Origin of the sequence: Entomoplasma ellychniae, assembly GCF_002930155.1 — a bacterium.
GTDB classification, from domain to species: Bacteria; Bacillota_I; Bacilli_A; order Mycoplasmatales; family Mycoplasmataceae; genus Entomoplasma; species Entomoplasma ellychniae.
Map to the genome: position 1 here is coordinate 281,111 of NZ_PHND01000001.1, position 25,007 is coordinate 306,117.

The following is a 25,007-nucleotide window of genomic DNA, read 5'->3' on the forward strand; positions in this document are numbered from 1 at the left end:
TTAGAGAATTATATTCATTCAAATCAAAATAACTTGTAGTTCATTTTTTTTAAATATCAAATAAATCTAAAAATATTTTGTCATAAATTCTTTCAAGTCAATATAAAGTGTGAACTGTTGTTTTATTGAATTTAGCTTTCATTCTATTTTCCAGTAAATCAATATAACTTTCTCATATTTCTTTATAACATTCTAAAATCTCTTTATTTATTTCTATCATTCTAGATTGGTCAGGTCTTGTTAGATCATCTTTATTTACAAAAATAAATAATCCGTTTCTTGAAGAAAAGTTATTTTTATTAAACTTAAGATTTAAATAATTTTCTTCAAATTCAACATCTTCAAATAACGATTTGTTTGAAAAGTATTGGTCTTTAATTAATTTAACATAATTTGACTCAACAGCTTTATCTTTTTCTGCAATTTTACCAAAAGCATTCAAAAATGAAGGTAGTAACATCATGTCTAACATAGCTCTTGATATAGCTCAAAATGTAAATATTCCTGGTCCGTTTCATTTATTACCTTTTCCATAGGCTAATAAAATCCCTTGTATTTGATAATTTATAATAACAGCCACTATAAAGTTTGCCCCAACAAAGAAAATTCAAAACCAAATAGGTGTAAATGAAATTTCCCTATAAGCTTGAAATTTATGTTTATCAACTTTACTTTTAAAATTGAAAACAACTATTTTTTTATAAAATAAGTTTTTAGAAAATCAGTTCATATAAGTAAATTTTACTAATATTAATAATGATAATGAAATAATTATTCAAACTAATGTATTATTGTCTAAAAACATATTAGTAATAAATAAAGTTATAACTGTAATTAATAAGAAAATATCAATTAAAAATAAAATGAATAACTTTAGCGATCAAACCAATAATTTATTTGTAATTTTTTTATGTACAAATAAAAGATCTTTTGCCTTTTGTTTTTCACTAATATTGTTACTATTTATTTTTTTATTTAAATCTGATAATAATTCTCTTGTTTCTTTTTTGGTTTTTGCACCATTCTTTTTACACATTTTCAAATCCTTTCTAGAAAAAATTATATTAATAATTATAAACCAAAAAATAATGAGTTTTATCTTTTAATTTCAATTCATAATTTTTATTAATATATATTGATTAAATACTATTTAAAATAAATATATATTTTGTATTTATTAACCTGATGAGTTAAAATTAAAATAATGTAAATAAAAGGGGGAATTAAAATGAAAATAAATTATAATGACATGTTAATGATGCTTTGAAATTTAGATGAGAATGTTGCTGTATTTAGTGATTTTTCAAAATGAGACCTTAATGAAGATAACTTAATTATTGAAGCAAAAAAAGAAGGTAAAAAAGTAATATTGATTAATAAAGAAAATAATAATTTGCTGTACACTATCCCAACTAAAGGAATGGAAATTAAAGCTAGTAAAGCTAATGTTGATTTAGTAGTTTGATATGGTTTTAATGAGCAATTTGATTATGAATTAATTAAAAATAATTTAAACATAAAAAAAGCTTTTGTTTTTGATAATAACATTGATTTAGAACATATTAAAAAAGCTTTTAGTTTTGAAATTTTTATTATGAAATATAATAATTCTTTAAATGAATTAACTAAAAAAAGTAAAATAGCTTTAAGAGAAGGTAAATTTAAAGATTATCAAAAAATAAATAATTTTAATTATTCATTTTCTGGATTTGTTTCACAAGGAAATCAATTAGGTAGAACTATAGGTTATCCAACAGCAAATATAATTGTTGACAATCATTTAATTTTAAAACCAGGAGTTTATGTAACAATAGTTAAATTGCCAAGTTTTGATGAACAATTACAAGGTATTAGTGTTTATTGAACTAATAAACAAGGTGTTTCAGTTTTTGAAACACATATCCTTAATTTCGAACAAGATATTTATGGGTGAGGAATTGAAATTGAAATGCTTTATTACATTAGAGAAAGCATTGAAGTAAAAGATTTTAATCACTTAAAAAAACTTTTAAACGAAGATAAAAAAATTGCAATAAATTATTTTAAAGGAGAATAAAATGAAAAAACCCATTTTAGGAAGCCATGTAGGAATGAGTAAAAGCAACAAGCATGGTGAATATTTGATTGGTAGTTTTAATGAATCATTATCATATGGGGCTAATACTTTTATGATATTTTCAGGACCTCCGCAAAATACAATGAGAACTGATTTAGATAAATTACATATTAAAGAAATGAAAGAATTAATGAGAAATAATAATTTAGATATGAAAAATTTAATTGTTCATGCACCATATTTAATTAATATATCTAATCCAGTTAATCAAAACACTTGAGATTTTGGAGTTGATTTTTTAACTAAAGAAATTTTAAGATGTGAAGGTATGGGGATCAATATTTTAGTATTACACCCAGGAGCTAGATTAAAAGGTGATTATCAAAAAGCACTTGATGCTTTAGTTAAAGGATTAGATGCTGTAGCAGCGAATCAAAAAAACACTATTATAGCTTTAGAAACAATGAGTGGTAAAGGTAGTGAAGTTGGTATTAACTTAAAAGACTTTGCATATGTTTTATCCAAAGTAAAAGAACCTGATAAAGTTGCTGTTTGTTTAGACACTTGTCATATGCATGATGCTGGATATAATCTTAGTGATTGAGATGCAGTTAAACAAGAAATCAAACAAACTGTTGGTAAAGAAAAAATTAGGTGCTTTCATTTAAATGATTCTCAAAATCCAATAAGTGCGCACAAAGACCGTCATGAAAACATTGGCTATGGGCATATTGGTTTTGATACTTTACTAAAAATTTTATGAGATAAAGAATACATTGATGTTCCTAAAGTATTAGAAACTCCATACCACAATGATAAACCGCCATATAAAGAAGAGATATATAACTTATTGAACAAACAACATATATTAAAAATAAAAGATTAAATTATATATAATATAAAAGAACAGGAGTAAGATGAGTGAATTTAAAATTAATTTAACAGATCGTAGACGAATACTAGTTCAACTATTTTATCGTTATGCATTAACTAATAGTGACATTAGTGTGATTAAACAAGATTTATTGGATGAAACACAAGAAAAATTAGATATTCTGACTTTTGAAATAGCTAACAAAGTAGCTGATCAAATATTTGAAATTATTGATGTTATCGTCCCAGTTTTAAGTATTAAATGACAATGAGAAAGAATCCCTGCTTATGTTCAATCTGCTTTAATTATTGGAACATATGAAATTAAAAATACAGATACCCCAAAACCAGTAACAATTAATGAAATTTTAAAATTAATTAAATTTGCTATGCCTGATTATGAATACAAATATGTAAATGCAGTTTTAGATAAAATGTATAAACCCAATGGATAAACATATTTTTTCGATTGGTGAAATTAGCAAAAATTTAAAAGAAGTAATAGAAGCAAACACTTATTTTAAAAATATTTATGTTAAAGGTGAAATTTCTAATTTGGTTTTTAATAAAAGCGGACATATATACTTATCTTTAAAAGACGAGCAGTCAAGTTTAACTGCAATGATATGAAAAAGCAATGCAAACAAGTTTGTTAGTTTGAATTTAAATGAGGGAATGGAAATTATTGCTTATGGACGCATAACTTTTTATATCCCCAATGCTAAAGTTAGTTTTGAAATTACTGATATTAGTGTTGAAGGTGTTGGTGATTTACAATTATTATTTGACAAACGTTTACAAGAAATTAAAGCATTAGGGTGAACTGATTTATCAAGAAAAAAACCAATTCCAAGATTTGTACAAAATATTGGGATTATTACAGCTGATACTGGAGCTGCAATTAAAGATTTGATAACAACCATTAAAAGAAGAATGCCTTTAATAAACATTTATTTATTCCCATCAATGGTACAAGGTGAATTTGCTAAAATAGATATTGCTAAAAAAATTAAACAAGCTAATATGTTTAAAGTTAAACTAGATATATTAATTGTTGGACGTGGGGGTGGAAGTTATGAAGATTTATGATGCTTTAATGAAATGGAAGTCTTAAAATCTGTAATTGATTCAACAATACCCATAATTTCAGCTGTTGGTCATGAACCAGATATCACTTTAATCGATTATGTATCAGATTTAAGAGCTCCAACTCCAACTAGTGCTGGTGAATTAGCAACTCCTAATCAAAAAGAGTTACTAAAAGAGTTATCATATATTTATCATAACCAAAAACAATTAATAATATCTCATTTAAATAATGATAAAAATACTTTAAACATTCTTATTAAAAACAATTATTCAATTATTAAAAATGAAATTAACAAAGAACAAAAAGAATTAAATTATTTTTATCAAAATACTAAAAATTTAATTAAAAACATTTTAGATAAAAATAAAATATTACTTGAAAATATAAAAACTAAAACACAGTTGCTAAATCCAAAAAAACCTTTAGAAAAAGGTTATGGTTTATTAATTTATGATAATCAAACTATTAATACAGTAAATAAGCTAAAAGAAAATGACATAATTAAAATTATTTTAAATGATGGAGAAATTTCAACTCAAGTGAAAGAGGTAATTAAAAATGGAAAATAAGACATATGATAAATTAATAGAAGAATTAAAACAAAGCACTCTAAAATTGTCGTCTAATGAAATTACAATGCAAGAAGCTATGAAAATTTTTGAAGATAATATTGCAAAGATCAATCAAGCTAAAGAAATGTTAACTGCTTATGAAGGCAGTGTCAATAAAGTATTAGAAGATAATCAAATAAAAGACTTTGAATAATTAAAAAATATGAAAAAAGAACAAATCATTTTGCATTTAGACATGGATGCTTTTTTTGCTAGTTGTGAACAAGCAAATAATCCTAGTTTAAAAAATAAACCTATTATAGTAAGCCGTTATGATGAAAAATCAATTGTAGTAGCTGCATCTTATGAGTGTCGAAAATATGGTGTAAAAGCTGGAATGCCAATTTTTAAAGTTAAACAACTTTTAAAAAACGTTGAATTTCACATTGTAAGTAGTGGTTATGATCTGTATGAAAAATACAGTAAACAAATATTTGATATTATAAAATCTCAATTTACTCATAAAGTAGAAATATACGGATTAGATGAATGTTTTATTGATGTTTCTGATATTTGAAGTTTTTATGGAAGTGTTAAAAACTTGTGTTTAGCTATTCAAGCTGCAATCTATCAGACAACAACTTTGACTTGCTCAATTGGTGCTAGTTTTAATAAAATGTTTGCTAAAATGGCAAGTGATATGCAAAAACCTAATGGTATTCAAATCATTACTAAGCAAAATTTCAAAAGTTTGATTTGAAGCATGGACATTTCAAATGTTATTGGAATCGGACATAGTGCACAAAAACAAATTGAAGCTTTAAAAATAAGTAAAGTTTTTGAATTTGTTGAAATTGATGAAAATTTAGTTGCTAAACTTTTTGGTAAAGTTGGGTTTAAAATTCAAAAAGCTTTAAAAGGTGAAGATTACTCATTTGTTGATTATTTATCACATGATATTAAATCTATCTCAAAAGAAAAAACTTTAACTGCAAACAATAAATTGCTAGTTGGAGATGAGGAAATAAAAGAACTTTTATTTCAACTAACTAAAAATGTTGTTTTCAAATTAAAAGAAAATAACTTAAAAGCTAAAACTATTCAATTATCAATTAAATTTTTTGAAGATAATAAAAAATCTAAATCAAGAAAAACTTACTCTTTAACATTAAACAAACACACAAATGATTTAGAAATAATTTTTGCAAATTTAATAAGTAAATTATATGAAATCGAAAAAGAAAATTATGTATCTTTAATTGGCTGCGGTGTAAGTCAATTAAAAGAGATAAACAAGATTGTTATTCAATCAGAGTTGGAGTTATAATAAAATAAAATGATTAGGAGAAAATAATATGAAAAAAATCTTTTTTTTAATATCAAGTTTATTTACAATTATTCCTTTTAAAATAAACTCTGTTGCGAAGAAATTAGATAAAGAAAAAAATAAAGTAGATAATGTTTTGGAATTAGGTAAAGATATCGATAAATCTAATGCTAAAGATTCAAGTGGTAAATACAAACATAACATTTCTAACTTTTTTGTAATTGGTGATAGTTTAAGCGATGTAAATGGTTTAACAACTTTTGTAGAACAAAGGATTAAAGCTTTAAAATTAAATGCTGAATTGATTATTAAAGGTGATGCATATGGTTTTTATAAAGATGAAAAGTTTTTCAACTGTTTTTCTAATGGACCAACAGCTGCTTTTTTATTAGCAGAAAAATTAGGTATAAAATGTTTAAAACCTTCTAATATTTATTCAGAGGGAGTAAATGGTTTTGGCAATAGTTATGCTGTTGCTGGAGCTACTGCTGGTAAATTAAACACTAATTCAGGAACTTTTTTAAATGATGTTAGAATTGATATTCAAGCTCGTGCTTTAATTCAACAACATAAAATCAATAAAAATGATTTGGTGTTTTTTGAAATTGGAGGTAATGATTTGGCTTATATTGTTAAGTTAATTCAAATTGGGGAAGATTATACTTCTTATTTAGAAGATGCAACTGAACGTATAAAAATAGCGCTTTTTAGTTTATTAAACAATGGTATTAAAAATATTTTATTTATGACACCACCACCAATTGAATTTCCACCTATATTTCAAGATATTATGAGTAAAAAAGAATACATTTTAATTAAAGAAGTCATTCTTTTAGCAACTGATCAATTTTATAAAAATATAATTGAAGTGTTAGAATTAACCAATGAACACTATAAAAATTGTGTTCATTTATTTGATCTTTATAAAAATACTGATTTTTTAAAAAATAAATTTTATAAAACTTTTTGATTTAAAAAGAAAAAACTAGCTTTAGAAATGATAAACACAAGTGCTACTAATTGAGAAGAAGTTGAAGTAGAATTAACTATTGGTGAACAAACAAGATCAATAAATGGAGTAAGAGACTTAATTTCATTACTACCAGAATTAATTTTTGCTTCAAAAAAAGCAAATAATAAAATCTTAATTCAAATTAACTCAGCAAAATTTAATGATCCTATTAATTTTGATTGTTATTTTTTTGTAGACAAATTGCACCCAAATAAAAATGTTCACTATATTGTTTTTAAAATACTTTATAAAAAAGTTAAAAAAATTATGAAGCACTCAAAAAATAAATAACTTTCAAATTTATGATAAAATTATATGAAAGTGCTAATTTTAATAAATGCATTGAGGAGAAAATTATATGAAAAAATGAATGCTGATAATCTGTATTTTTATTGCAATCTTTTACTTTATTGCTTCACTTGGGTTACTAATTCCTGGAATGGGGTTAGAATCTAAGATGTTTATTGATTCAGTAAGAAAACAGTTAAAAATAATGACACCTAAAAATAAGTATGTTTTGAATCCAAAAAGTGCATTATATGAACCAATTATGTTAACTGTAGTTAAAAATTCATATATAGCTGATGCTATATCAACTATAAACCATGATGATGACAATGAGTATAATGAGTTAAATACTCAATACAGACAGTTTTCAAATGAATGATTTCACAAAAAATGAGATAAAATAATAGCTGAAAAAACTCCTATTGATTTTTATGACATTGGTAATGACATAATCGAATTTGATATGGCAATTGCACAAAAATACCAATCATATGGATATGTGAATACAGGTATTCAATGAGTTTTTCATAAAGATGGAATAAGTGATATATTTTCGAATAAATTAAAACAAAAATCAAAAAGACAACAGCAACTTATTGAACAAGAAGAATATGATGCAAGAATTGAATCTACAAAACCAGGTTTAACAGGGATAACAGTTAGTTATTCACCAGGAACGCTTTTAAAAAATAATAAAGCTTGATTTGTAAATCAGCAAATTGATTCTTTAAAGTATGCATTAAGTATTAAAGGCTTGGAAAATCCATTTATTGATACTAAATTAAAAGCTAGTGATCTGCCAGAACACATAACACCAGACGTGCTTTATTCTCCTAATTTTATTAGAGGTCAAATTATTACTCAAATTGCTTTTATAATGCTATGTAGCTCAGTTTTTATTACACCAACAGTAGTTATTTTTTCAACTACCAAATTAATAAAAAATAAAAGGAGAAAATAGATATGAAAAAAATGTTATCTATATTAACTGTGCTTAGTGTTTCAACACCATTGGCTATTCAAGCAGTTTCTTGTTCAAATGAATTAGATTTAAATAACCCTTATTTAGTTGGAAAAAATATTGACAAATCTCAAGCAAAAGATTCAAGCGGAGAATATCAATTTGGAGTTTCTAATTTTTATGTTATTGGAGATAGTTTAAGTGATCAAGATGGTTTATCAGAACTTATTAACAATAAATTAAGTACAAGTATATTAAAAATTAATTTGCAATTAGGCGGAGATGGTTATGGATATGATGAAAATGGTGTTCATCATTCTAACTTTTCAAATGGTCCAACTGCTTCAGTTCAAGTTTCTAAAGCATTAGGTTTAGAAACTTTTAATGCAAGTAATCAATTTGTTGGAATAAAAGAAGAATATGGAAAAAATTATTCTGTTGGTGGTGCTACTGCTGGTCAAGTTAGTGGGATATCTAGTATATTGTTGAATGATGTAACAGTTGATAAACAAACAAAAACATTAATAAGTCAACAAATAATCCATGAAAAAGATATTGTATTTTTTGAAATTGGTGGAAATGACTTAATGTCAATGATAGATTTAAGAAATAGTCCATCAGATCAATTAAAATTTATGAATGATAGCTTAAAAAGATTAAGAATAGCTTTATTAAATCTTTTAAACAATGATGTTAAAAATATTATTTTTATGACACCACCAATTATGTCTTTTGCTCCCAGGTATGCAAATAAAACAGGCGACGAGTTAAAAGCAATAACAAGTGTTTGTAGTGAATATTATGAGAACGTCTTAAAGTTATTAAACGAAATTAATCCTTATTATAATGATTCAATACATCTTTATGACTTATATAAATATACATTAGGTGAAAAAGGAGAAACTAATTTAGAAAAAAGATGGTTAGACACTTTTTCAGACAGTTCTCTTAAAGAAAAAGCTAAATCAAATTTAAGAGTAGCTTATACTGATGAAAGCAAAATGGATTTTGAAGTTAAATTAAATGACAAACCAATTGAAATCTCTGAAATTATAGAAGAATTAAAAACAAAGCCATTCGATGAAGTTGTAAATACAATTATTGAATTTTTAAAAAATAACTTACAAGCTGAAAATATTCTTGATGTCAAAATTAAAACTATTAAAGCCCAAGAACATGCTGATTTGAATTCTTTCTTTTTTACAGATTTCGTTCACCCTACAAAAGGCGTACATGAGTTAGTTTCAAAAGATATCTTGAACATAATAGAGGAGATAAGTAAAACATGAAAAAATTAATACTAAGTTTATCAGTTATAACTATTTCAGCTTCTAGTGTTACTAGTGCTTTATCTTTTACTAAATTATCTGATGAAAATGCTAATACAATAAATGAAATGAGTTTACTAGCTGAGCAATATGCAAAAATCTATTATTTAAATCAGGAAAAAAATTATAATGTAAATTATGTTTACAATAATAATGTTAAAGATTTTTATATTTCTGACATTTCTCAAGTATATAACTCTTCATTACCAAATTTAAAAGATTGAACTAGATTTTCATCCGTGTCTAATAAATATTTAGATGCAAAAGATGATCAATGAAAAGGAGCCAAAAATCTAACTACAGGGTTAACTCCAAAAATAAATTTTGATTTATCTGGTTTTAATAGCATTATTCAAAATTTGGGTTCGTTTATTCAAGATGATAATTTTATGGGTTTAATGCTTTTTTTATTACAAGAAGGTTTATCACTTAAACATGAAATTATTACAAACTTGGACTTTTTACAATATGGAAAGGTAATTTTATCAGATGAAAATCTTGATGCTTTAGCTAGCGCTTTTGATATGAGTAAGTATCAAGATATGACTTTAAAAGAAAGTTTAAATGAAAGTATTATTAGTTTTGCTAAAGGATTAAATACTATAACTGGTGGTGCAGAGTCAAACAACAACAATATAGAAATGTCTTTAAAAAGTATTGAAAATTCTATAATTAAAATCAAATCAAATAAAATAGATAGTTTTAATCTAATTACTAATTTTTCAGCCATTTGTGATATTTTAAATTTTATGCATGTTTCAGCATTTTATTTAAATTCATTTATTACACAAGAAATAAGTAAAGAAACTAACGTTTTGCTCGAATGAAATGATTTAGAAGAATTTAGAAATAAAAAAGTTAAAGAATTTGATAATAAATTTGATATTAAGAACCTATTGAAATATTTAGATAAAGCTATTAATGTTGAAGATAAAGAAGGCATTAAAATTAGAAATTTATTAAATGTCATTTTTTGAGAAAATAACGATTTTAAAACTATTGGGTCAATTTTCCAAATTCCAAACTTTTTTAAATCATTAACAGAAAATGATTACACTAATTCTTGAGGAATAAGCGGAGTTTTTAAAGCTATTGGAAATGCGGTAAGTGATGATAAAATTGCTATTGGAAATATGCTAGTTACATCAATTGCTTTAGTTTCATCTGACGCTAAAATAGTAAGTGGGGATTTAGTAAACTCAATAATTGACTTAGCGGGACCATTATTGGGAAACTTTATTAAAGATGAAAAGATGAAAAATTTAATAACTGCTCTACTTAATTCAAATTTTTTAGAAACTCCATGGGAAGTTTTATGGTCAGGTAATGTTTTAAAAGAAATATTACAAGTTGATAATTTATATATGTTAACTCAACAAATAAAAGAAAAGCTATCTCCAATCATTACACCACTAGATATTGATAATGAAAGTGTTGTTTTTTCAATAGATTGAGATAGTCTTTCAAAAATAATTTTGGAATTAAAAGGTGTTATGTCTATTTTAGAAAATGACCCGAAAATGATTTCACAAAAATTAGGAGGTAAGATTCCGATTGCTGAAGATTCATTCATTTATTATTTACGAAATCTAGAAAAGGATTTACATGTTGGGTCAAATTTAGTTCCTTTAATCACAAAGTATTTAGATGATAAAAATCAGATTCAAAAAGAATTAGACAAAAACATTAAAAATGATTTTGAGAATTTGAAACTAAAAACTAAAGTTGATATCAATAATAATCAAACTTTAGTTTCAATTGATACTAAAAAAATTGATGTGTCTTTTGAAAAAAAAGATAAGTCAAAAAAATACATAATTAATAAAATAAGTTATGTTAATTAAAAGAGTCTTTAATATTTAAACAAGTAAAAAATAAAAGACTACATCTTATTAAACAACACTGGCAAAAGCTGATGTTATTTAATAAATTCTAAAGTTCTAAATTATTTTATTATTCTACCAATTTTTAATTATTTTCTAATGTTTATTCTATTTAAATATTTTTAAATGCTTTGTTTTTTATTAAATACTTAGACATAAAAAAATCTACATTTGTTAAAAGTGTAGATTTTTTTAAAGTTTAAATATAGATTTCTCTTTTTAATAATTAATGTTTGAGATCTTCATTTTGGTATTTTGTTTTATATATTTTATAGAACTTTTAAATTGTTTTTTCATAGTATTATCTGTTGTTAAAAGTATTTTTTTTTTATAGTTTTAATTTCTTTTAAAGAATTTTGTTTAACTTCTTTAACTCATTTATTTCTTTTATGTGTTAATTCTGTTTTAAATAAATGAAATTTCTGATCTATTTTTTTTAATTCTTTGTTTAAAATATAAGTTTTATCTTTTTGTAATTCAAGTTTATTCATTCTTTTTCTTGTTAAATTATAACTATTGTTTATTTTCTCGTTTAAGGCTAAATATCAAGATGTTTTAGAAGGAAGGTTAAATTCTTTTTTTATAACTTTTGCTCTTTTTAAAATTTGTTGATTTGTATAAGTGTATAAAGCGCTTGATTCTGAAAAAGATAATTTATCTTCAATCTTTAATAATTTTTCATTAGCTTTAAAACTTACAAACATTTTCTGATTAATAATATTTATAAATTTACATAATCATTTTAAATCAGTATTATTATTTATTTTATTTCTTAGTGTATTTGAAGTGTATTCAATACACAACGTAACTATTACGATTCCTAATAATAAAGCTCCAAATTCACTAAAATATTGATCTGTAAAATAAGTATTTAATAAAAATCCCATATTCCCAGCCCCAACAGCTCCCAACATAATAGCCTCTTTGTAATTTATTTCAAATCTATACAAAACGTTTGAAAAAGCTGCGGTAGAAGTTTGAGCAATAATACCATATCTTATTCTACCTAATAACCCTAAACCTGTTGCTTCCATTTGAAATATTATTTTTTGATTAATATCATCAAATAATTCTCTGTTATATTTTGTTAACATACCAATAGTCCCCATTATTAAGGCTAATACTCCAGTAAAAGGGCCCATTCCAACAACAACTAAAAAAATTAAAGCATAAATATATGTTGGAATAGATCTTAGAGCTGAAGTTATAAGTAAGAAAAATCTTGCTACATACTTATTAACTATTTTTTCAGAAGAAAGCATTCCTAAAACATAAGCAATTATAGCTCCAATGAAAGTTGCGACAACAGAAATAGATAATGTTTCATACAATAAATACACCACACTATAAGGTGCATTGTTATTTCCACCAGAATTAACTGATGTAAAAAAAGAAGATCAGCTAATTTTTATCATTTGTAAAATATGACTATTTAAAAGTTTGACAGTTTCTTTGTTGGCTAATTCTCATTTTACTAGTGTTAATGAATAAATAAGCAAACTCAATAAAAATAAATATAAAATAATTCTTTTTATAAAATGTTTTGGTTCATTTTTAAGAACTTGTTCGACACTTAAATTATTAACAAACTCTTTATGTTTTAAAGTCTGTTCTTCTTTAATCGAAGACAATAACTTGAATTTAAAAATTTCAGTTTGCATTTTTATCATTGTTGAATATTTTTTATCAATTCTTATGTTGATTTTGTATTCTTGATTTCAAATATAAAGATCTAAATCATTTGAACTTTTAGATTTAATCTGTAAGTATTCATTTTTATCATTGATTAAATTTAATTTATATTCATTTATAAAATTATTTTTAATTATTAATTTTTTGCTCTTTAAAAGTTTTATCTCATTCTTAGAAAGAGATGAATTTTTTAACTCATTATTTATTTCTTGACAAAGAATGTTTTCAGTGTAAAAAGAAATAAACTTTTCATTTTTTATTTTTCGCAATTTTTTTTCGAATTTTTTTTGCTCTTTTTTATCTAGCAAAAAATCTTTATCCTCAATAATATAATTTTTAATTAATCAAATAAATAATTCTAAAGCCAAAATTATAACAAGAAGAATTGTAATTAAAAAACCAACTCTATCTCATCTATCATATGCAATAGAAGTATCAATTAATTGACCAATACCAATTTTTGTAACACCAGCTATAATTGAAATATATCTGATGTTAGTTTCAAGAGAATAAAAAGTTGTGGATAATGTATGGTGAGAAATTTGTGGCCATACAGCAGTTCTGAAAGATTTAAGTTTTGACTCTCCAGTTGCTTGTGAAGCAATATAAATTTGAGTATCTATTTGCTCAATTCTTTCATATAATGTTTTACCAGCAATTGAAAAAGTAAATATAGTTAAAGCTGCCATGACAGTAAAAGTTGTTGCTCCAAAATAACCAACTAATATCAAAGCGTATGTAAAAGCTGGGATTGTTCTAAAAATTAATAATATAAATCTTGATATAAAATTTCATGATTTATTTTTAACTATATTAGATGATGCAACAACAGCAAAAGGTATAGCTAAAAGAATACCAAAAATTGTTCCCGCAAAAGACATTGATAAAGTTTCTCAAATAGAAGTCATGGAATTTTCAAAAAAAGAATTATTTGAAGATCCTTTATCTAAAAAATCATTTCAATCTCAACTAAACATTTCTTTAAACCTTTGAAACAAATCAGGAATACTTTGAAAAAATTCAGTTCACTTAGAATCTAAAGTAAATCAAGATATTACAACAATGAACAAACAAAATATAGTAAGCGTTCAAAAAAATAATCTTTTTGGTTTTTTTGATAACTCTGAATTAATTTTAAATACTTCACTGTTAAACTTTGCATTTATTTTTCTATTAAACATACTTATACACCACTATATATTGTATCTATTTCTTTTTTAGTTAATTTTGAGGGTTGGTCATCAAAAACAATTTTTCCATCATTAAGACCAATTATTCTATCACAATATTTTATTGCTAAATCTACGTGATGAATATTAATTATTACAGTCATTTTAAAATCTTTATTTATATTTTTAAAATCTTCCATTACTCTTGCAGCTAAAACTGGGTCTAAAGCAGAAACTGGTTCATCAGCTATTATAATTTTTGGGTTTTGATTTATAGTTCTTGCAAGAGCTACTCTTTGTTGTTGGCCTCCTGAAAGATTTTCTGCTCGTACATAAGCATATTCTAATAATTTTAATTTACTTAAAGACTCTAGTGCATTTTTCTTTTCCTCTTTTGTAAAGTATCCGATTAAAGATCTAAAACCACTAATTTGTGCTGCTTTTGAATTTAAAACATTTTTTAGAACATTTTGTTTGCCAATATTATTATATTCTTGAGACATTAATCCTATATGTGTTCTTAGTTTTTTTAAAGAAGAACCTTTAGTTGAAGAAATTTCGTATTTAGTTTGTTCATCAATTTCAATCAAAATTTCGCCAGAAGTTATTGCATTTACTTTATTTATAGTTTTTAGTAGTGTTGTTTTACCAGCACCAGAAAGACCAATAATAGCAACAAATTCACCATCATTTATTTTTAAATTAATATTTTTAAGTACATGTTTTCCATTGGACCAAACTTTATTTACTTTTTTAAACTCTATCATTTCCTTATTATTTAATCTTAAAATGCACAAAAGTTCATTTTAGTTAACTTTCCATTTATTTTTCTAATTTCAATTTTGAATTTGTTTTAACATAGCATCGGATTTTTCACTTACTGATGCTATGTCTTTATCATTTTGTGCTTCTCATTCATTACTTGATGCAATATCTTTTGGAATTGAGTAATCTGTATGACTGTAAATTTTAAATATTTCTTTATTTTCTTCTTTTGAAATAAGCTCTTTAAAGGCTTCTCTAACATCATTTAATAATTCTGCACTATTATTTTCTTTTCTTGAATATATAATTCCATCATTGATAATTTGATCTCCAACACCAATAACTTTGGTTTTTTGAATTGCATCTTTTGCACTATTTATTGTAGTAGTAGAATCATCATCTTTTAAATCTGCTCTAATATCACTAAATCCTACTGCAAAATCATAAGTTCCTTCTGCCACTCCTTGAGCAGCATTATTATAGTCTGTTTGTTTTTTAGAATTAGAATAAAGTTCTTCTAATTCTGCATCTTCATAACCTATTGTGTTTTTTAATCACATTAATGGATAAATGCTTGAAGCATTAGAAGTCTTTGATTTTCCAAAAGTAAATCCTTTTTTTCTTTCGTTAATTAAAGTTTTTACATTTTTAACATAATTATTATTATTTCATTCTTCAATTTTTCCAACTTTTTCTTCCATACTTTTCAAATATTCATTATTGATATAAATATAAGATCTATAATAAATTACTTGTTCATCAGATTTATAAATTTTATCTAATGAAGTTTTGTTTGTAATTTCATCAATTTTAGAAAAACTTTCATTATATTTAGTTGCTACTAAAAGTGAGTCTTTTTCATCATATTCTGCTTTTGAATCTAAATTCGTTTCAACTTCGGTTTTCATACCTTGTCTTGAAGCTTGTGCTAATATACCAAGTTTGTCATAAGTTCCATCAGCTCTTTTATTACCTTTGAAAGAATTATATGTTCCGATTGGTAAAAATGATATATCAGCTTTTCCAGCTGTTAAAACTGAAGCTCCAGCTTCATAGTTATTTGAAACAGAAACTTTAACTTTTTTCTTAAAAGAACCACCTCTTGCTTCAGCTTTCTGACTTAACTTATTTTGCAACTGTTGTTCTAATGGTTTTACTGTATTAATTACTTCAGTTCCTGCTTTTGAAGGTATAAACACAACTTCAAAAGTTTCACCACCCCCACAAGCAACAACACTAGTAGCTGTGGTTGATGATAATCCAATTGCTGCAACTATTGATAACAATTTTTTCATTTTTCCCCCTTGTTTGAAAAAAGCAACTTAAATAAAAAGAGAGTTAATTGTTTTCACAAAAACTCCCCACATCAAACTTATATTCTCAAAATTAGTCTTGAGAAGACGATAGCTCATTTACTAACGCGAAAAGTTTTTCTTACTTATTAAGTTGTCATAGACATAATATAATTAAAAAAAAAAAAAAATAATATAAAAGAAATAATTTTTAAATCTGTAAAATATTATTCAAATCTCCAAAATGTTATTTTTTTGTTAAGATAAAATATATAAAGATTATAGAAAAGAAGAGATAACACGTGAGTACACAAGTTTTAATATTAGACTTTGGAAGTCAATATACGCAATTATTAGCTAGAAGAATTAGAGAATCTAATGTTTATACAGAAGTATTGCATTTTGACACAACATTTGAAAAAATAAAAGAATACAAAAAATTAAAAGCTATCATATTGTCTGGTGGACCTTCAAGTGTTTATTTACAAGATGCCTACACAATCGATAAAAAAATATTAGATTTACCAGTGCCTATTTTAGGCGTATGTTATGGAATGCAACTTTTAACAGAACACTTTGGTGGAAAAGTAGAGTTAGCTAATGCTCAAGAATTTGGTAAAACAACTTTAAAACTAGAAGATTTAAATTCTAAACTGTTTAAAAATGTAGATAAACAAACTCAGGTTTGAATGAGTCATGCTGATCATGTAACTAAAGTTCCCGAAGGTTTTGAAATTTTAGGTTATGGAGATACTAGCATTGCTGCTATAGGTTCAATTACAAAACCTATTTTTGGAATTCAATTTCATGCTGAAGTTACTCATTCTTTGCAAGGCGAAGTTATGTTAAAAAATTTTTTATTTGACATTGCTAATTGTGAAAAAGATTGAAGTTTAAAAAATTTTATTAAAGAAAAAATTAATGAAATTAAAGCTAAAGTTGGAGATAAACAAGTTATTTTAGGATTATCTGGTGGAGTTGATTCATCAGTTGTAGCTGCTTTAATAGGTAAAGCAATTGGTAAGCAACTAACTTGTATATTTGTTGATACTGGTTTATTAAGACTAAATGAAGATATAGAAGTTATGAATGCTTATAAAGACAATTTTGACATTAATATTAAAAAGTATGACGCAGGAAGTATTTTCTTTGAAAAATTAAAAGGCTTAAAGGATCCTGAAGATAAAAGAAAAGCAATTGGTAAATGTTTTATTGATGTTTTTGTTGATGCTGCAAGAGATTACAAAAATGCTGATTTTTTAGCACAAGGAACTATTTATCCTGATGTAATTGAGTCATCTTCAAGTTCTAAAGCTGCAAAAGTTATTAAATCACATCATAATGTTGGTGGATTACCTGATGATTTGCAATTTGAATTAATTGAACCAATTAGAAACTTATTTAAAGATGAAGTAAGACAAGTTGGATTAGAATTAGGATTACCTAAACATATGATTGATCGTCATCCTTTTCCAGGGCCTGGACTTGGTATAAGAGTAATTGAAGAAGTTACTAAAGAAAAATGTTTAATTTTGCAAAAAGTGGATGAAATTTTTATTAGACGTTTAAGAGAAGAGGGGTTATATGAAAAAGTTTCTCAAGCTTTTGCAACACTATTACCTGTCAAAACAGTTGGGGTTATGGGAGATAATAGAACATATGATTGAGTCGTTGGTTTAAGAAGTGTTAATACTATTGATTTTATGACTGCTACTTCGACTCATTTACCATGAGAATTCTTAGATTCTGTTGTAAATGAGATTATTAATAAAGTTGAAGGTGTTAATCGTGTTGTTTATGATATAACTTCAAAACCACCAGGAACAATTGAATGAGAATAAAATAAAACAACTGAAGATAAGATATTAATATTTTTAAATATTTTATGTTATTATTTAAATTAACATTTTAGACATTGAAAGGGAATTATGAAAAATAATTTGAACGGAAAAATAATAAATCAGGCGATGACATTTGATGATGTACTTTTAGTACCTAATTATTCTGAAGTATTGCCACATCAAACCGAATTAAAAACAAAATTTGTAAGAGATATTTATTTAAATATCCCAATTATATCAGCTGCTATGGATACTGTTACAGAGTCTGAACTAGCAATAGCAATAGCTTGTGTTGGGGGAATAGGGATTATTCATAAAAACTTTTCAATACAACAACAAGCAGAACAAATAATTACAGTTAAAAATAAACTAGTAGTAAATTTAAAAGATGCTTCATTAGATAAAAAAGGAAGGTTATTAGTTGGTGGCGCGGTAGGAGTCAATGATGAAACTTTAAAAAGAGTTGAAATTTTAGTTCAAGCAGGAGTTGATGTAATTGTTGTTGATTCAGCGCATGGTCACAGTAAAGGAATATTAGATACCATTAAAAGTATTAGAAAAATTTATAAAGATTTACCCATAATTGGTGGTAATATTTGTACTCAAGAAGGAGCTAAAGCTTTATACGAAGCAGGAGTTGATGGAATTAAAGTTGGAATTGGCCCTGGAAGCATTTGTACAACGAGAATTGTTGCAGGAGTTGGTGTGCCACAAATTACAGCAATCAATGATGTTTATGAATGAGCAAAAGAAAAAGATGTCACTGTTATTGCTGATGGTGGAATAAAATATTCTGGAGACATTGTTAAAGCAATTGCAGCTGGAGCACAATCAGTTATGTTAGGAAGCATGTTAGCTGGAACTAATGAAGCACCTGGCAAAGAAATTCACATTAATGGTAAAACGTACAAAACATATGTAGGGATGGGTTCATTGGTTGCTATGGAACGTGGAAGTAGTGATAGATATTTTCAAACTGGGGCTAAAAAGTTAGTTCCCGAAGGAATTGAAGGTATTGTTCCACACAAAGGTGATTTAAATAATGTAATTTTTCAATTGATTGGTGGTATAAGAAGTGGAATGGGTTACACTGGGAATAAAACTATTGAAGAATTGAGAAAAAATGCAAAATTTGTTAGAATTACAAGCGCAAGTTTAAAAGAATCTCACCCTCATGATATTCAAATAACAGCTGAAGCTCCAAATTATAAATAGAAAAGGTTGATAGTGAATAGAAACTTTTTAATCTTTAATAATTTATCTTTTTTTAACTAAGTTTTTTAAATAAAAACTTAGTTTTTTTTTGAAAAAAAGAATTATAATTTATTTATCAATTAAAAAACTAAAGGAGAAAAAAGAAATGTGATTTTTTAAATGTAAAAAAAATAATAATGTAGTTAAAGACAAAGCTTCAAAAAGTACAGTTGAAGTATCATCTAAGATTCAAAACAAACAAACATCACCAAGTGTTACTAAAAAAGCAGTGGATATATTACACGATGATCAATATAGCAAAACTTCTAAAAGTTTAGCAGGAAGTGCTTTATCTCAAAGCAATTCAAATAAGAAAAGCTCACAAAAAGAAGCTTCAAAAGCTTCAAAAGTTTTAAAAGATAAAAGATTTAGTGAAGAATCAAAAAGTGTTGCAGCAAGTGTTTTATCACAAACACCTTCAAAAAAAACAGCTAAATAAAAAAATCCTTTGTCAAAAACAAGGATTTTTTTATTATTCTTTTTTATTTATAATTAAATTAATAGAAAGAAATGTTAAAAAGGCAAAAAAATATATAATTTATTCCAAAAGAATGCAAAAGATATTTATCAAGTAATATAGAAAATTCAAAATTATATTTTGATAATTTAGTAAAAGCATCAAAAATAGATATCCAAGCAAATAGCGACGCTATAAAAAATAAATGCAAAACAAGATAAAGTTCAAAACCTTGATAAAAAAATTAAAAGTTAAAGCAAGATAAACATTTTTTAATAATCAAAAGACAACTTAAGTTGTTTTTTATTTTCATTTGCATTAAAGTAGGTTTAATGCAATATAATTAAATCAATAATTAATTAAAAGGAAAAATATGCAGAAAATATACATGAAGCAAATAGCTGATAAGTTTGGGATTGAAGAACACACATTAAGATTTTATGATAAAAAAGGTTTATTTCCTTTTTTCAAAAGAGATGAAAACAATTATAGGTTTATTTATGAAGATAAAATAAATTGAATTGAAATTGTATTATGTTTAAAAAAGTCAGGAATGAGTTTAATAAAAATTAAAGAATATATTAATTTAGCAATGGAAGGTGAAAACACTTATCCTAAACGTTTAAAAATGATGTTAGATCAAGAACAAATTGTTTTAGCTAAAATTCAAGAACTAAAACAGCAATTAAAATTTATTGAATATAAAAAAAGTTTATATAAAAATAAAAAATAATTAATTTTTTATTTTTACTTGCATTAAAGTAGGTTTAATGAAATATGATTAATTTGAGTTGAAAAACTTAAAGGAGTAAATTATATGAAAACAAGAACATTAGGTAAAGATTTAATTGTATCAGAAGTGGGTCTGGGGTGTATGGGCTTAAGTTTTAGTCAACCACCATTTCCAAGTAAAAAAGAAGCTGTAAAATTTTTAAGGCAAGCTTATGAAAAAGGTGTTACTTTTTTTGATACAGCTGAAATATATGGACCATTTGATAATGAAGAAGTCGTTGGTGAAGCTTTTAAAGATATGCGCGATAAAGTTGTTATTGCTACTAAATTTGGTTTTTCATTTGATAATAGAAAAGTAACTGGTTTAGATAGTAGCAGAGATAGTATTTTAAGAGCAATAGAAGGTTCATTAAAGCGATTACAAACAGATTACATTGATTTATACTATCAACACAGAGTTGATCCTAAGACACCAATTGAACAAGTTGCAGAAGTTATGAAAGAACTTTATGAACAAGGTAAGATTAAGCATTGAGGTTTAAGTGAAGCTTCTCCAAAAACAATAAGAAGAGCTCATGCAGTATTTTCAGTTACTGCATTGCAAAGTGAATATTCAATGTTTTGAAGAGAAGTCGAAAAAGAAATCCTTCCTACTTTAGAAGAATTGAAAATCGGATTTGTTCCATTTTCACCATTAGGTAAAGGTTTTTTAACAGGTACTATTAAACCAGGGCACATTTTTGGAGAAGGTGATTTTAGAAATACTGTTCCAAGACTTAATACACCTGAATATATAGAACATAACTTTAAGTTGGTCAGTTATGTTGAGCAATTAGCTATTAGTAAACAAACAACGCCAGCAGCTGTTGCTATTGGTTGGTTATTATCGCAAAAACCATGAATAGTCCCAATCCCTGGAACTAAAAAAATAACAAGAGTTGAAGAAAATATTTCTGGAGCTATGGTTAAATTTACCAAAGAGGAGTTAGATAATATTAAAAAAATACTAGATAGTATTGAATTGCTTGGCCATAGATATAGTCAAGAAAACGAAAACCATATAGATAAATAAAAAACTATTTGTTCCTTAATATAAAAGGCAAATAGTTTTTTATAATTTAAGTTTTTTTATTTATTAAAAATTGGTTGGTTGTCTCATTTTATATTTTCGTCATTTCAAAATTCTGTATACTTAGTAACCTGACTAACATTTCAATTAGTTAAATCTTGATTAAAACTCATTTCTTTACCATTGAATGAAGGGTAATGATCATTTCAAAACATTTGAGTCATATCTGTAACTCTTGATGTATCTCATTTAGATATATCTTGATTAAATGAAAATGCATCACAAAACATTCCTGACATATTTGTGACTTTTGATGTATTTCAATTTGATATATCTTGGTTAAAACTTAATGCTTTTTGAAACATATTAGACATATTAGTAACATTACTTGTATCTCAGGCTGTATATTCTTCCCCATTTTGATCTTTTACTATTTTAGTTGATATATCACTATTAAACGATGAAACCCCAGCAAACATTACTGACATATTTGTAACTTTTGATGTATTTCAATTTGCTATATCTTGATTAAATGAATCGGCTAAAACAAACATATAAGACATATTACTCACTTTTGATGTATCTCAATTTGAGATATCACCATTAAAATTTGAAGCACATTGAAACATCACCTGCATATTAGTAACATTTGAAGTTTTTCATTCGGATAAATCTTGGTTAAACGAAGAACTGTAATTAAACATATATGACATATCTGTAACTTTTGATGTATCTCATTTAGATATATCTTGATTAAATTTTGATGCTCCTTGAAACATCGCTCCCATTTGGGTAACATTACTTGTATCTCAGGCTGTATATTTTTCCCCATTTTCTTCTTTTACTATTTTAGTTGATATATCACTATTAAACGATGTAGCACCATTAAACATTAATAACATATTAGTCACTTTGGATGTATCTCAATTTGAGATATCACCATTAAAATTTGAAGCACCATTAAACATCGCCCCCATTTGGGTAACATTACTTGTATCTCAAGCTGTATATTCTTTTCCATTTTGATCTTTTACATTTTTAGTAGAGATATCTTGATCAAAATTTTTAGCATTTTGAAACATTCTGAACATATTAGTCACTTTTAATGTATCTCAATTTGAGATATCACCATTAAAATTTGAAGCACCATTAAACGTTTCTTCCATACTAGTAATATTTGATGTATCTCAATTGCTTATCCCTTTAATTGAATTTAATGAAGAATTTGCAAAAAAAGCTTTCAATGAAGTTATTTCTTTAGGTAATGTGCTTGGTAATGATTTTACAGTTTTCAAATTTTGAATTGTAGAACCATCTGTTTTAAATCCAATTTTATATATTTCAACTGCATTTAAATTTGAAAAATTCATCTCACTAGTTTGCAATAAATTTCCATTTTGATCTTGATAAACAGTAATATTATCTGCTAATGATTCACCAGAAATAATTGGTGTGACTAATTCAATTGAGCCATTATACTTATAATTATTATTAACTTCACCTTTACCTGTAAAAGTGTATTTTATTTGATCAACTGTTGTTGATTCATTTTTTAAAGGTTCTAATTCTGCTTTTGCAACTTCAATTCCACCATCAACATCAATTTTTTTATCAATTATAGCTTGATTTAATTCTTCAATACTTCATTCGCTTTTAGTTTTTGAATTTAAAATATTTTGTAATTTATCTTCAACTTTAGAAATATCTTGTGTTGTATCGTTAACTTCATTTCACTCATGAATTAAATTAATAGAACCAGTGTATTTATAAGCATTTTCAGAAGTTCCATTACCAGTAAAAATGTAAGTATCTTCATGATAATCACGTTTATTTTCAAAGTTTTGTGATTTTTCACCAGCAGTAACAACGATTCCACCAGCAACATCAATATTAGCAGTAATTATAGCTTGATTTAATTCTTCAACACTTCATTCACCATCATTTTTTGAATTTAAAATATTTTGTAATTTATCTTTGATTAATGAAATATTTTCTTTTTTCTCATTAACAATTGGTTTTTGTTTTTTATTCATAACATAAATTATGGGTCCAGCAATTACAACTGTAAGTAGTAAAGATGATATTATTGCAAATAATATTTTTTTCTTTTTCATTTTTGCCTCCAAGTTAATTAAACTCAACTCAATTATTGCAAAAAAAAAAAAAAAAACAACAACAATACATTAAGAAAATAAGTTTGAAATCACAAATAATATTGATTTTAAACTTATTTCTAATATTGCATTTTTAATTAACTTTTTATTTAGTAAAAATTGGCTGTTTATCTCATTTTATATTTTTGTCATTTCAAAATTCTATATGCTTAGTAACCAGACTAACATTTCAATTAGTTAAATCTTGATCAAAGCTCATTTCTTTACCATTAAATGATGGAAAATAATCATTTCAAAACATTAATGACATATCTGTAACTTTTGACGTATCTCAATTTGAAATATCTTGATTAAAAGATAAAGTATTTTGAAATATTCTGTACATATTAATCACTTTTGAAGTGTTTCAATTATTTAAATCTTGATTAAAATTAATTGCGTTTCTAAACATTAATGACATATTAGTATCATTACTTTTATTTCAATTGCTTGTCCCTTAATTAAATTTAATAATGAATTTGCAAAAAAATGAGTGAAGTTATTAATTAATCAAAATAAAAATCATCAACATTCAACAAAGTGATAAAAAATAAGAACAAATAAAAAACTTAATATTTTTTATATTTCTTCGTCAAATGGATTAATTTTATTTCTATTTGTTATATCTTGTTGAAGTATTTCTTGGGCTTGTTTAGTTCTATTTTGATTACTTGCTAATACTTCAGCTTGATTTTTATCTAACTCATGTTCTTTTAAAAGATTTTTAACTATTTTTTGTTTATTTTCCTCATATGAAGTATATGCTTTTTGATTTAAATAAACTTGGTATTGAATTCTTGAATATAATTCTAATATTGAACCAATCATCGATAAAACAATTATTATAACTATATGTAAAATGTATTCTCAGATAAGTATTTTTGTATAGTGTGCTAAAATAATAAAAATTATAGCAACAATAGCTTCAGCTACATAGCATGATAAAGAATACATAGCAAACCTTTTATCTTTATTTGAAAATTTAAATTCTTTTGAAATAAAAATATCTTTTAATTTAACAAATCAATAAATAAACAACAAACTAAAACCTATCACTCAAAATAACACTACAACTGAAGTTAATCATGATGGAACAATACTTGTTGGTTGTTTTCTTAAATAAATAAAAATTGTAGAAATACTAATTAATAATGCAAGTGTTGCCACTGTTAATAAATATTTTAAATATACTTGTCTTTTATCCATATTATTTG

The 25,007-nt window shown here is 25.0% G+C and carries 22 protein-coding genes; 15 read left to right on the forward strand and 7 right to left on the reverse strand.

What is annotated here, in order from left to right:
- Positions 1 to 49 precede the first annotated feature (49 nt).
- The gene (locus EELLY_RS01280) at positions 50 to 1,036 is read right to left on the reverse strand and encodes a hypothetical protein (protein WP_104205706.1); all 987 of its coding nucleotides are present in this window, start codon (positions 1,034 to 1,036) and stop codon (positions 50 to 52) included.
- Positions 1,037 to 1,228: 192 nt separating this feature from the next.
- Here EELLY_RS01280 and EELLY_RS01285 point away from each other — a divergent pair, with 192 nt between their 5' ends.
- The 10 genes from EELLY_RS01285 to EELLY_RS01330 all read left to right on the forward strand — a co-directional run bounded on the left by EELLY_RS01285 (position 1,229) and on the right by EELLY_RS01330 (position 11,330).
- Entirely contained in the window at positions 1,229 to 2,056 is an 828-nt protein-coding gene (locus EELLY_RS01285) for a riboflavin kinase (RefSeq protein WP_104205707.1), read from the forward strand.
- Position 2,057: 1 nt separating this feature from the next.
- Positions 2,058 to 2,942, forward strand: a complete 885-nt coding sequence (locus tag EELLY_RS01290; RefSeq protein ID WP_104205708.1) for a deoxyribonuclease IV — start codon at positions 2,058 to 2,060, stop codon at positions 2,940 to 2,942.
- A 31-nt stretch (positions 2,943 to 2,973) separates the two neighbouring features.
- Positions 2,974 to 3,384 (forward strand): transcription antitermination protein NusB, encoded by a 411-nt coding sequence (locus EELLY_RS01295; RefSeq protein WP_104205709.1) that lies wholly within the window; start codon positions 2,974 to 2,976, stop codon positions 3,382 to 3,384.
- The gene (gene xseA / locus EELLY_RS01300; protein WP_104205710.1) at positions 3,377 to 4,588 is read left to right on the forward strand and encodes an exodeoxyribonuclease VII large subunit; all 1,212 of its coding nucleotides are present in this window, start codon (positions 3,377 to 3,379) and stop codon (positions 4,586 to 4,588) included. Before EELLY_RS01295 ends, xseA begins: the two co-directional genes overlap by 8 nt.
- Positions 4,578 to 4,784, forward strand: a complete 207-nt coding sequence (xseB, locus tag EELLY_RS01305; protein WP_104205711.1) for an exodeoxyribonuclease VII small subunit — start codon at positions 4,578 to 4,580, stop codon at positions 4,782 to 4,784. The genes xseA and xseB overlap by 11 nt, the downstream gene beginning before the upstream one ends.
- A gap of 9 nt (positions 4,785 to 4,793) precedes the next feature.
- A complete protein-coding gene (locus EELLY_RS01310; RefSeq protein WP_104205712.1) occupies positions 4,794 to 5,897 on the forward strand; it encodes a Y-family DNA polymerase in 1,104 nt (367 codons plus the stop codon).
- Between the two features lie 28 nt (positions 5,898 to 5,925).
- Entirely contained in the window at positions 5,926 to 7,200 is a 1,275-nt protein-coding gene (locus tag EELLY_RS01315) for an SGNH/GDSL hydrolase family protein (protein ID WP_104205713.1), read from the forward strand.
- A gap of 67 nt (positions 7,201 to 7,267) precedes the next feature.
- Positions 7,268 to 8,158: a hypothetical protein gene (locus EELLY_RS01320; protein WP_104205714.1), complete on the forward strand. Its 891-nt coding sequence runs from the start codon at positions 7,268 to 7,270 to the stop codon at positions 8,156 to 8,158.
- Positions 8,159 to 8,160: 2 nt separating this feature from the next.
- Positions 8,161 to 9,456, forward strand: coding sequence for an SGNH/GDSL hydrolase family protein (locus EELLY_RS01325; RefSeq protein WP_104205715.1), 1,296 nt, complete (start codon positions 8,161 to 8,163; stop codon positions 9,454 to 9,456).
- Entirely contained in the window at positions 9,444 to 11,330 is a 1,887-nt protein-coding gene (locus EELLY_RS01330) for a hypothetical protein (protein ID WP_104205716.1), read from the forward strand. The genes EELLY_RS01325 and EELLY_RS01330 overlap by 13 nt, the downstream gene beginning before the upstream one ends.
- Positions 11,331 to 11,680: 350 nt before the next feature.
- Here EELLY_RS01330 and EELLY_RS01335 read toward each other — a convergent pair whose 3' ends face one another.
- The 3 genes from EELLY_RS01335 to EELLY_RS01345 form a co-directional block, all read right to left on the reverse strand.
- Positions 11,681 to 14,242 (reverse strand): PhnE/PtxC family ABC transporter permease, encoded by a 2,562-nt coding sequence (locus EELLY_RS01335; protein ID WP_181021035.1) that lies wholly within the window; start codon positions 14,240 to 14,242, stop codon positions 11,681 to 11,683.
- Positions 14,243 to 14,244: 2 nt separating this feature from the next.
- On the reverse strand, positions 14,245 to 14,997 hold the full coding sequence (gene phnC / locus EELLY_RS01340) for a phosphonate ABC transporter ATP-binding protein (protein ID WP_104205717.1): 753 nt from the start codon (positions 14,995 to 14,997) through the stop codon (positions 14,245 to 14,247).
- Positions 14,998 to 15,060: 63 nt separating this feature from the next.
- On the reverse strand, positions 15,061 to 16,290 hold the full coding sequence (locus tag EELLY_RS01345) for a PhnD/SsuA/transferrin family substrate-binding protein (RefSeq protein WP_104205718.1): 1,230 nt from the start codon (positions 16,288 to 16,290) through the stop codon (positions 15,061 to 15,063).
- Positions 16,291 to 16,589: 299 nt separating this feature from the next.
- Between EELLY_RS01345 and guaA the strand changes: the two genes are divergently transcribed.
- The 5 genes from guaA (at position 16,590) to EELLY_RS01370 (ending at position 21,643) form a co-directional block, all read left to right on the forward strand.
- Positions 16,590 to 18,128, forward strand: a complete 1,539-nt coding sequence (gene guaA, locus EELLY_RS01350; protein WP_104205719.1) for a glutamine-hydrolyzing GMP synthase — start codon at positions 16,590 to 16,592, stop codon at positions 18,126 to 18,128.
- A gap of 87 nt (positions 18,129 to 18,215) precedes the next feature.
- Entirely contained in the window at positions 18,216 to 19,343 is a 1,128-nt protein-coding gene (guaB, locus tag EELLY_RS01355) for an IMP dehydrogenase (protein ID WP_104205720.1), read from the forward strand.
- Positions 19,344 to 19,488: 145 nt separating this feature from the next.
- Entirely contained in the window at positions 19,489 to 19,821 is a 333-nt protein-coding gene (locus tag EELLY_RS01360; RefSeq protein WP_219818098.1) for a hypothetical protein, read from the forward strand.
- 391 nt (positions 19,822 to 20,212) lie between these two features.
- The gene (locus tag EELLY_RS01365; protein ID WP_104205721.1) at positions 20,213 to 20,572 is read left to right on the forward strand and encodes a MerR family transcriptional regulator; all 360 of its coding nucleotides are present in this window, start codon (positions 20,213 to 20,215) and stop codon (positions 20,570 to 20,572) included.
- Between the two features lie 84 nt (positions 20,573 to 20,656).
- The gene (locus tag EELLY_RS01370; protein ID WP_104205722.1) at positions 20,657 to 21,643 is read left to right on the forward strand and encodes an aldo/keto reductase; all 987 of its coding nucleotides are present in this window, start codon (positions 20,657 to 20,659) and stop codon (positions 21,641 to 21,643) included.
- Positions 21,644 to 21,699: 56 nt separating this feature from the next.
- On the opposite strand, the gene EELLY_RS04245 is transcribed toward EELLY_RS01370, so the two are convergent.
- The 3 genes from EELLY_RS04245 to EELLY_RS01385 form a co-directional block, all read right to left on the reverse strand.
- Positions 21,700 to 23,754: a BspA family leucine-rich repeat surface protein gene (locus EELLY_RS04245; protein WP_219818099.1), complete on the reverse strand. Its 2,055-nt coding sequence runs from the start codon at positions 23,752 to 23,754 to the stop codon at positions 21,700 to 21,702.
- 145 nt (positions 23,755 to 23,899) lie between these two features.
- Positions 23,900 to 24,214: a BspA family leucine-rich repeat surface protein gene (locus EELLY_RS01380; RefSeq protein WP_104205723.1), complete on the reverse strand. Its 315-nt coding sequence runs from the start codon at positions 24,212 to 24,214 to the stop codon at positions 23,900 to 23,902.
- A 158-nt stretch (positions 24,215 to 24,372) separates the two neighbouring features.
- Positions 24,373 to 24,999, reverse strand: coding sequence for a hypothetical protein (locus EELLY_RS01385; protein ID WP_104205724.1), 627 nt, complete (start codon positions 24,997 to 24,999; stop codon positions 24,373 to 24,375).
- Positions 25,000 to 25,007: the final 8 nt, after the last annotated feature.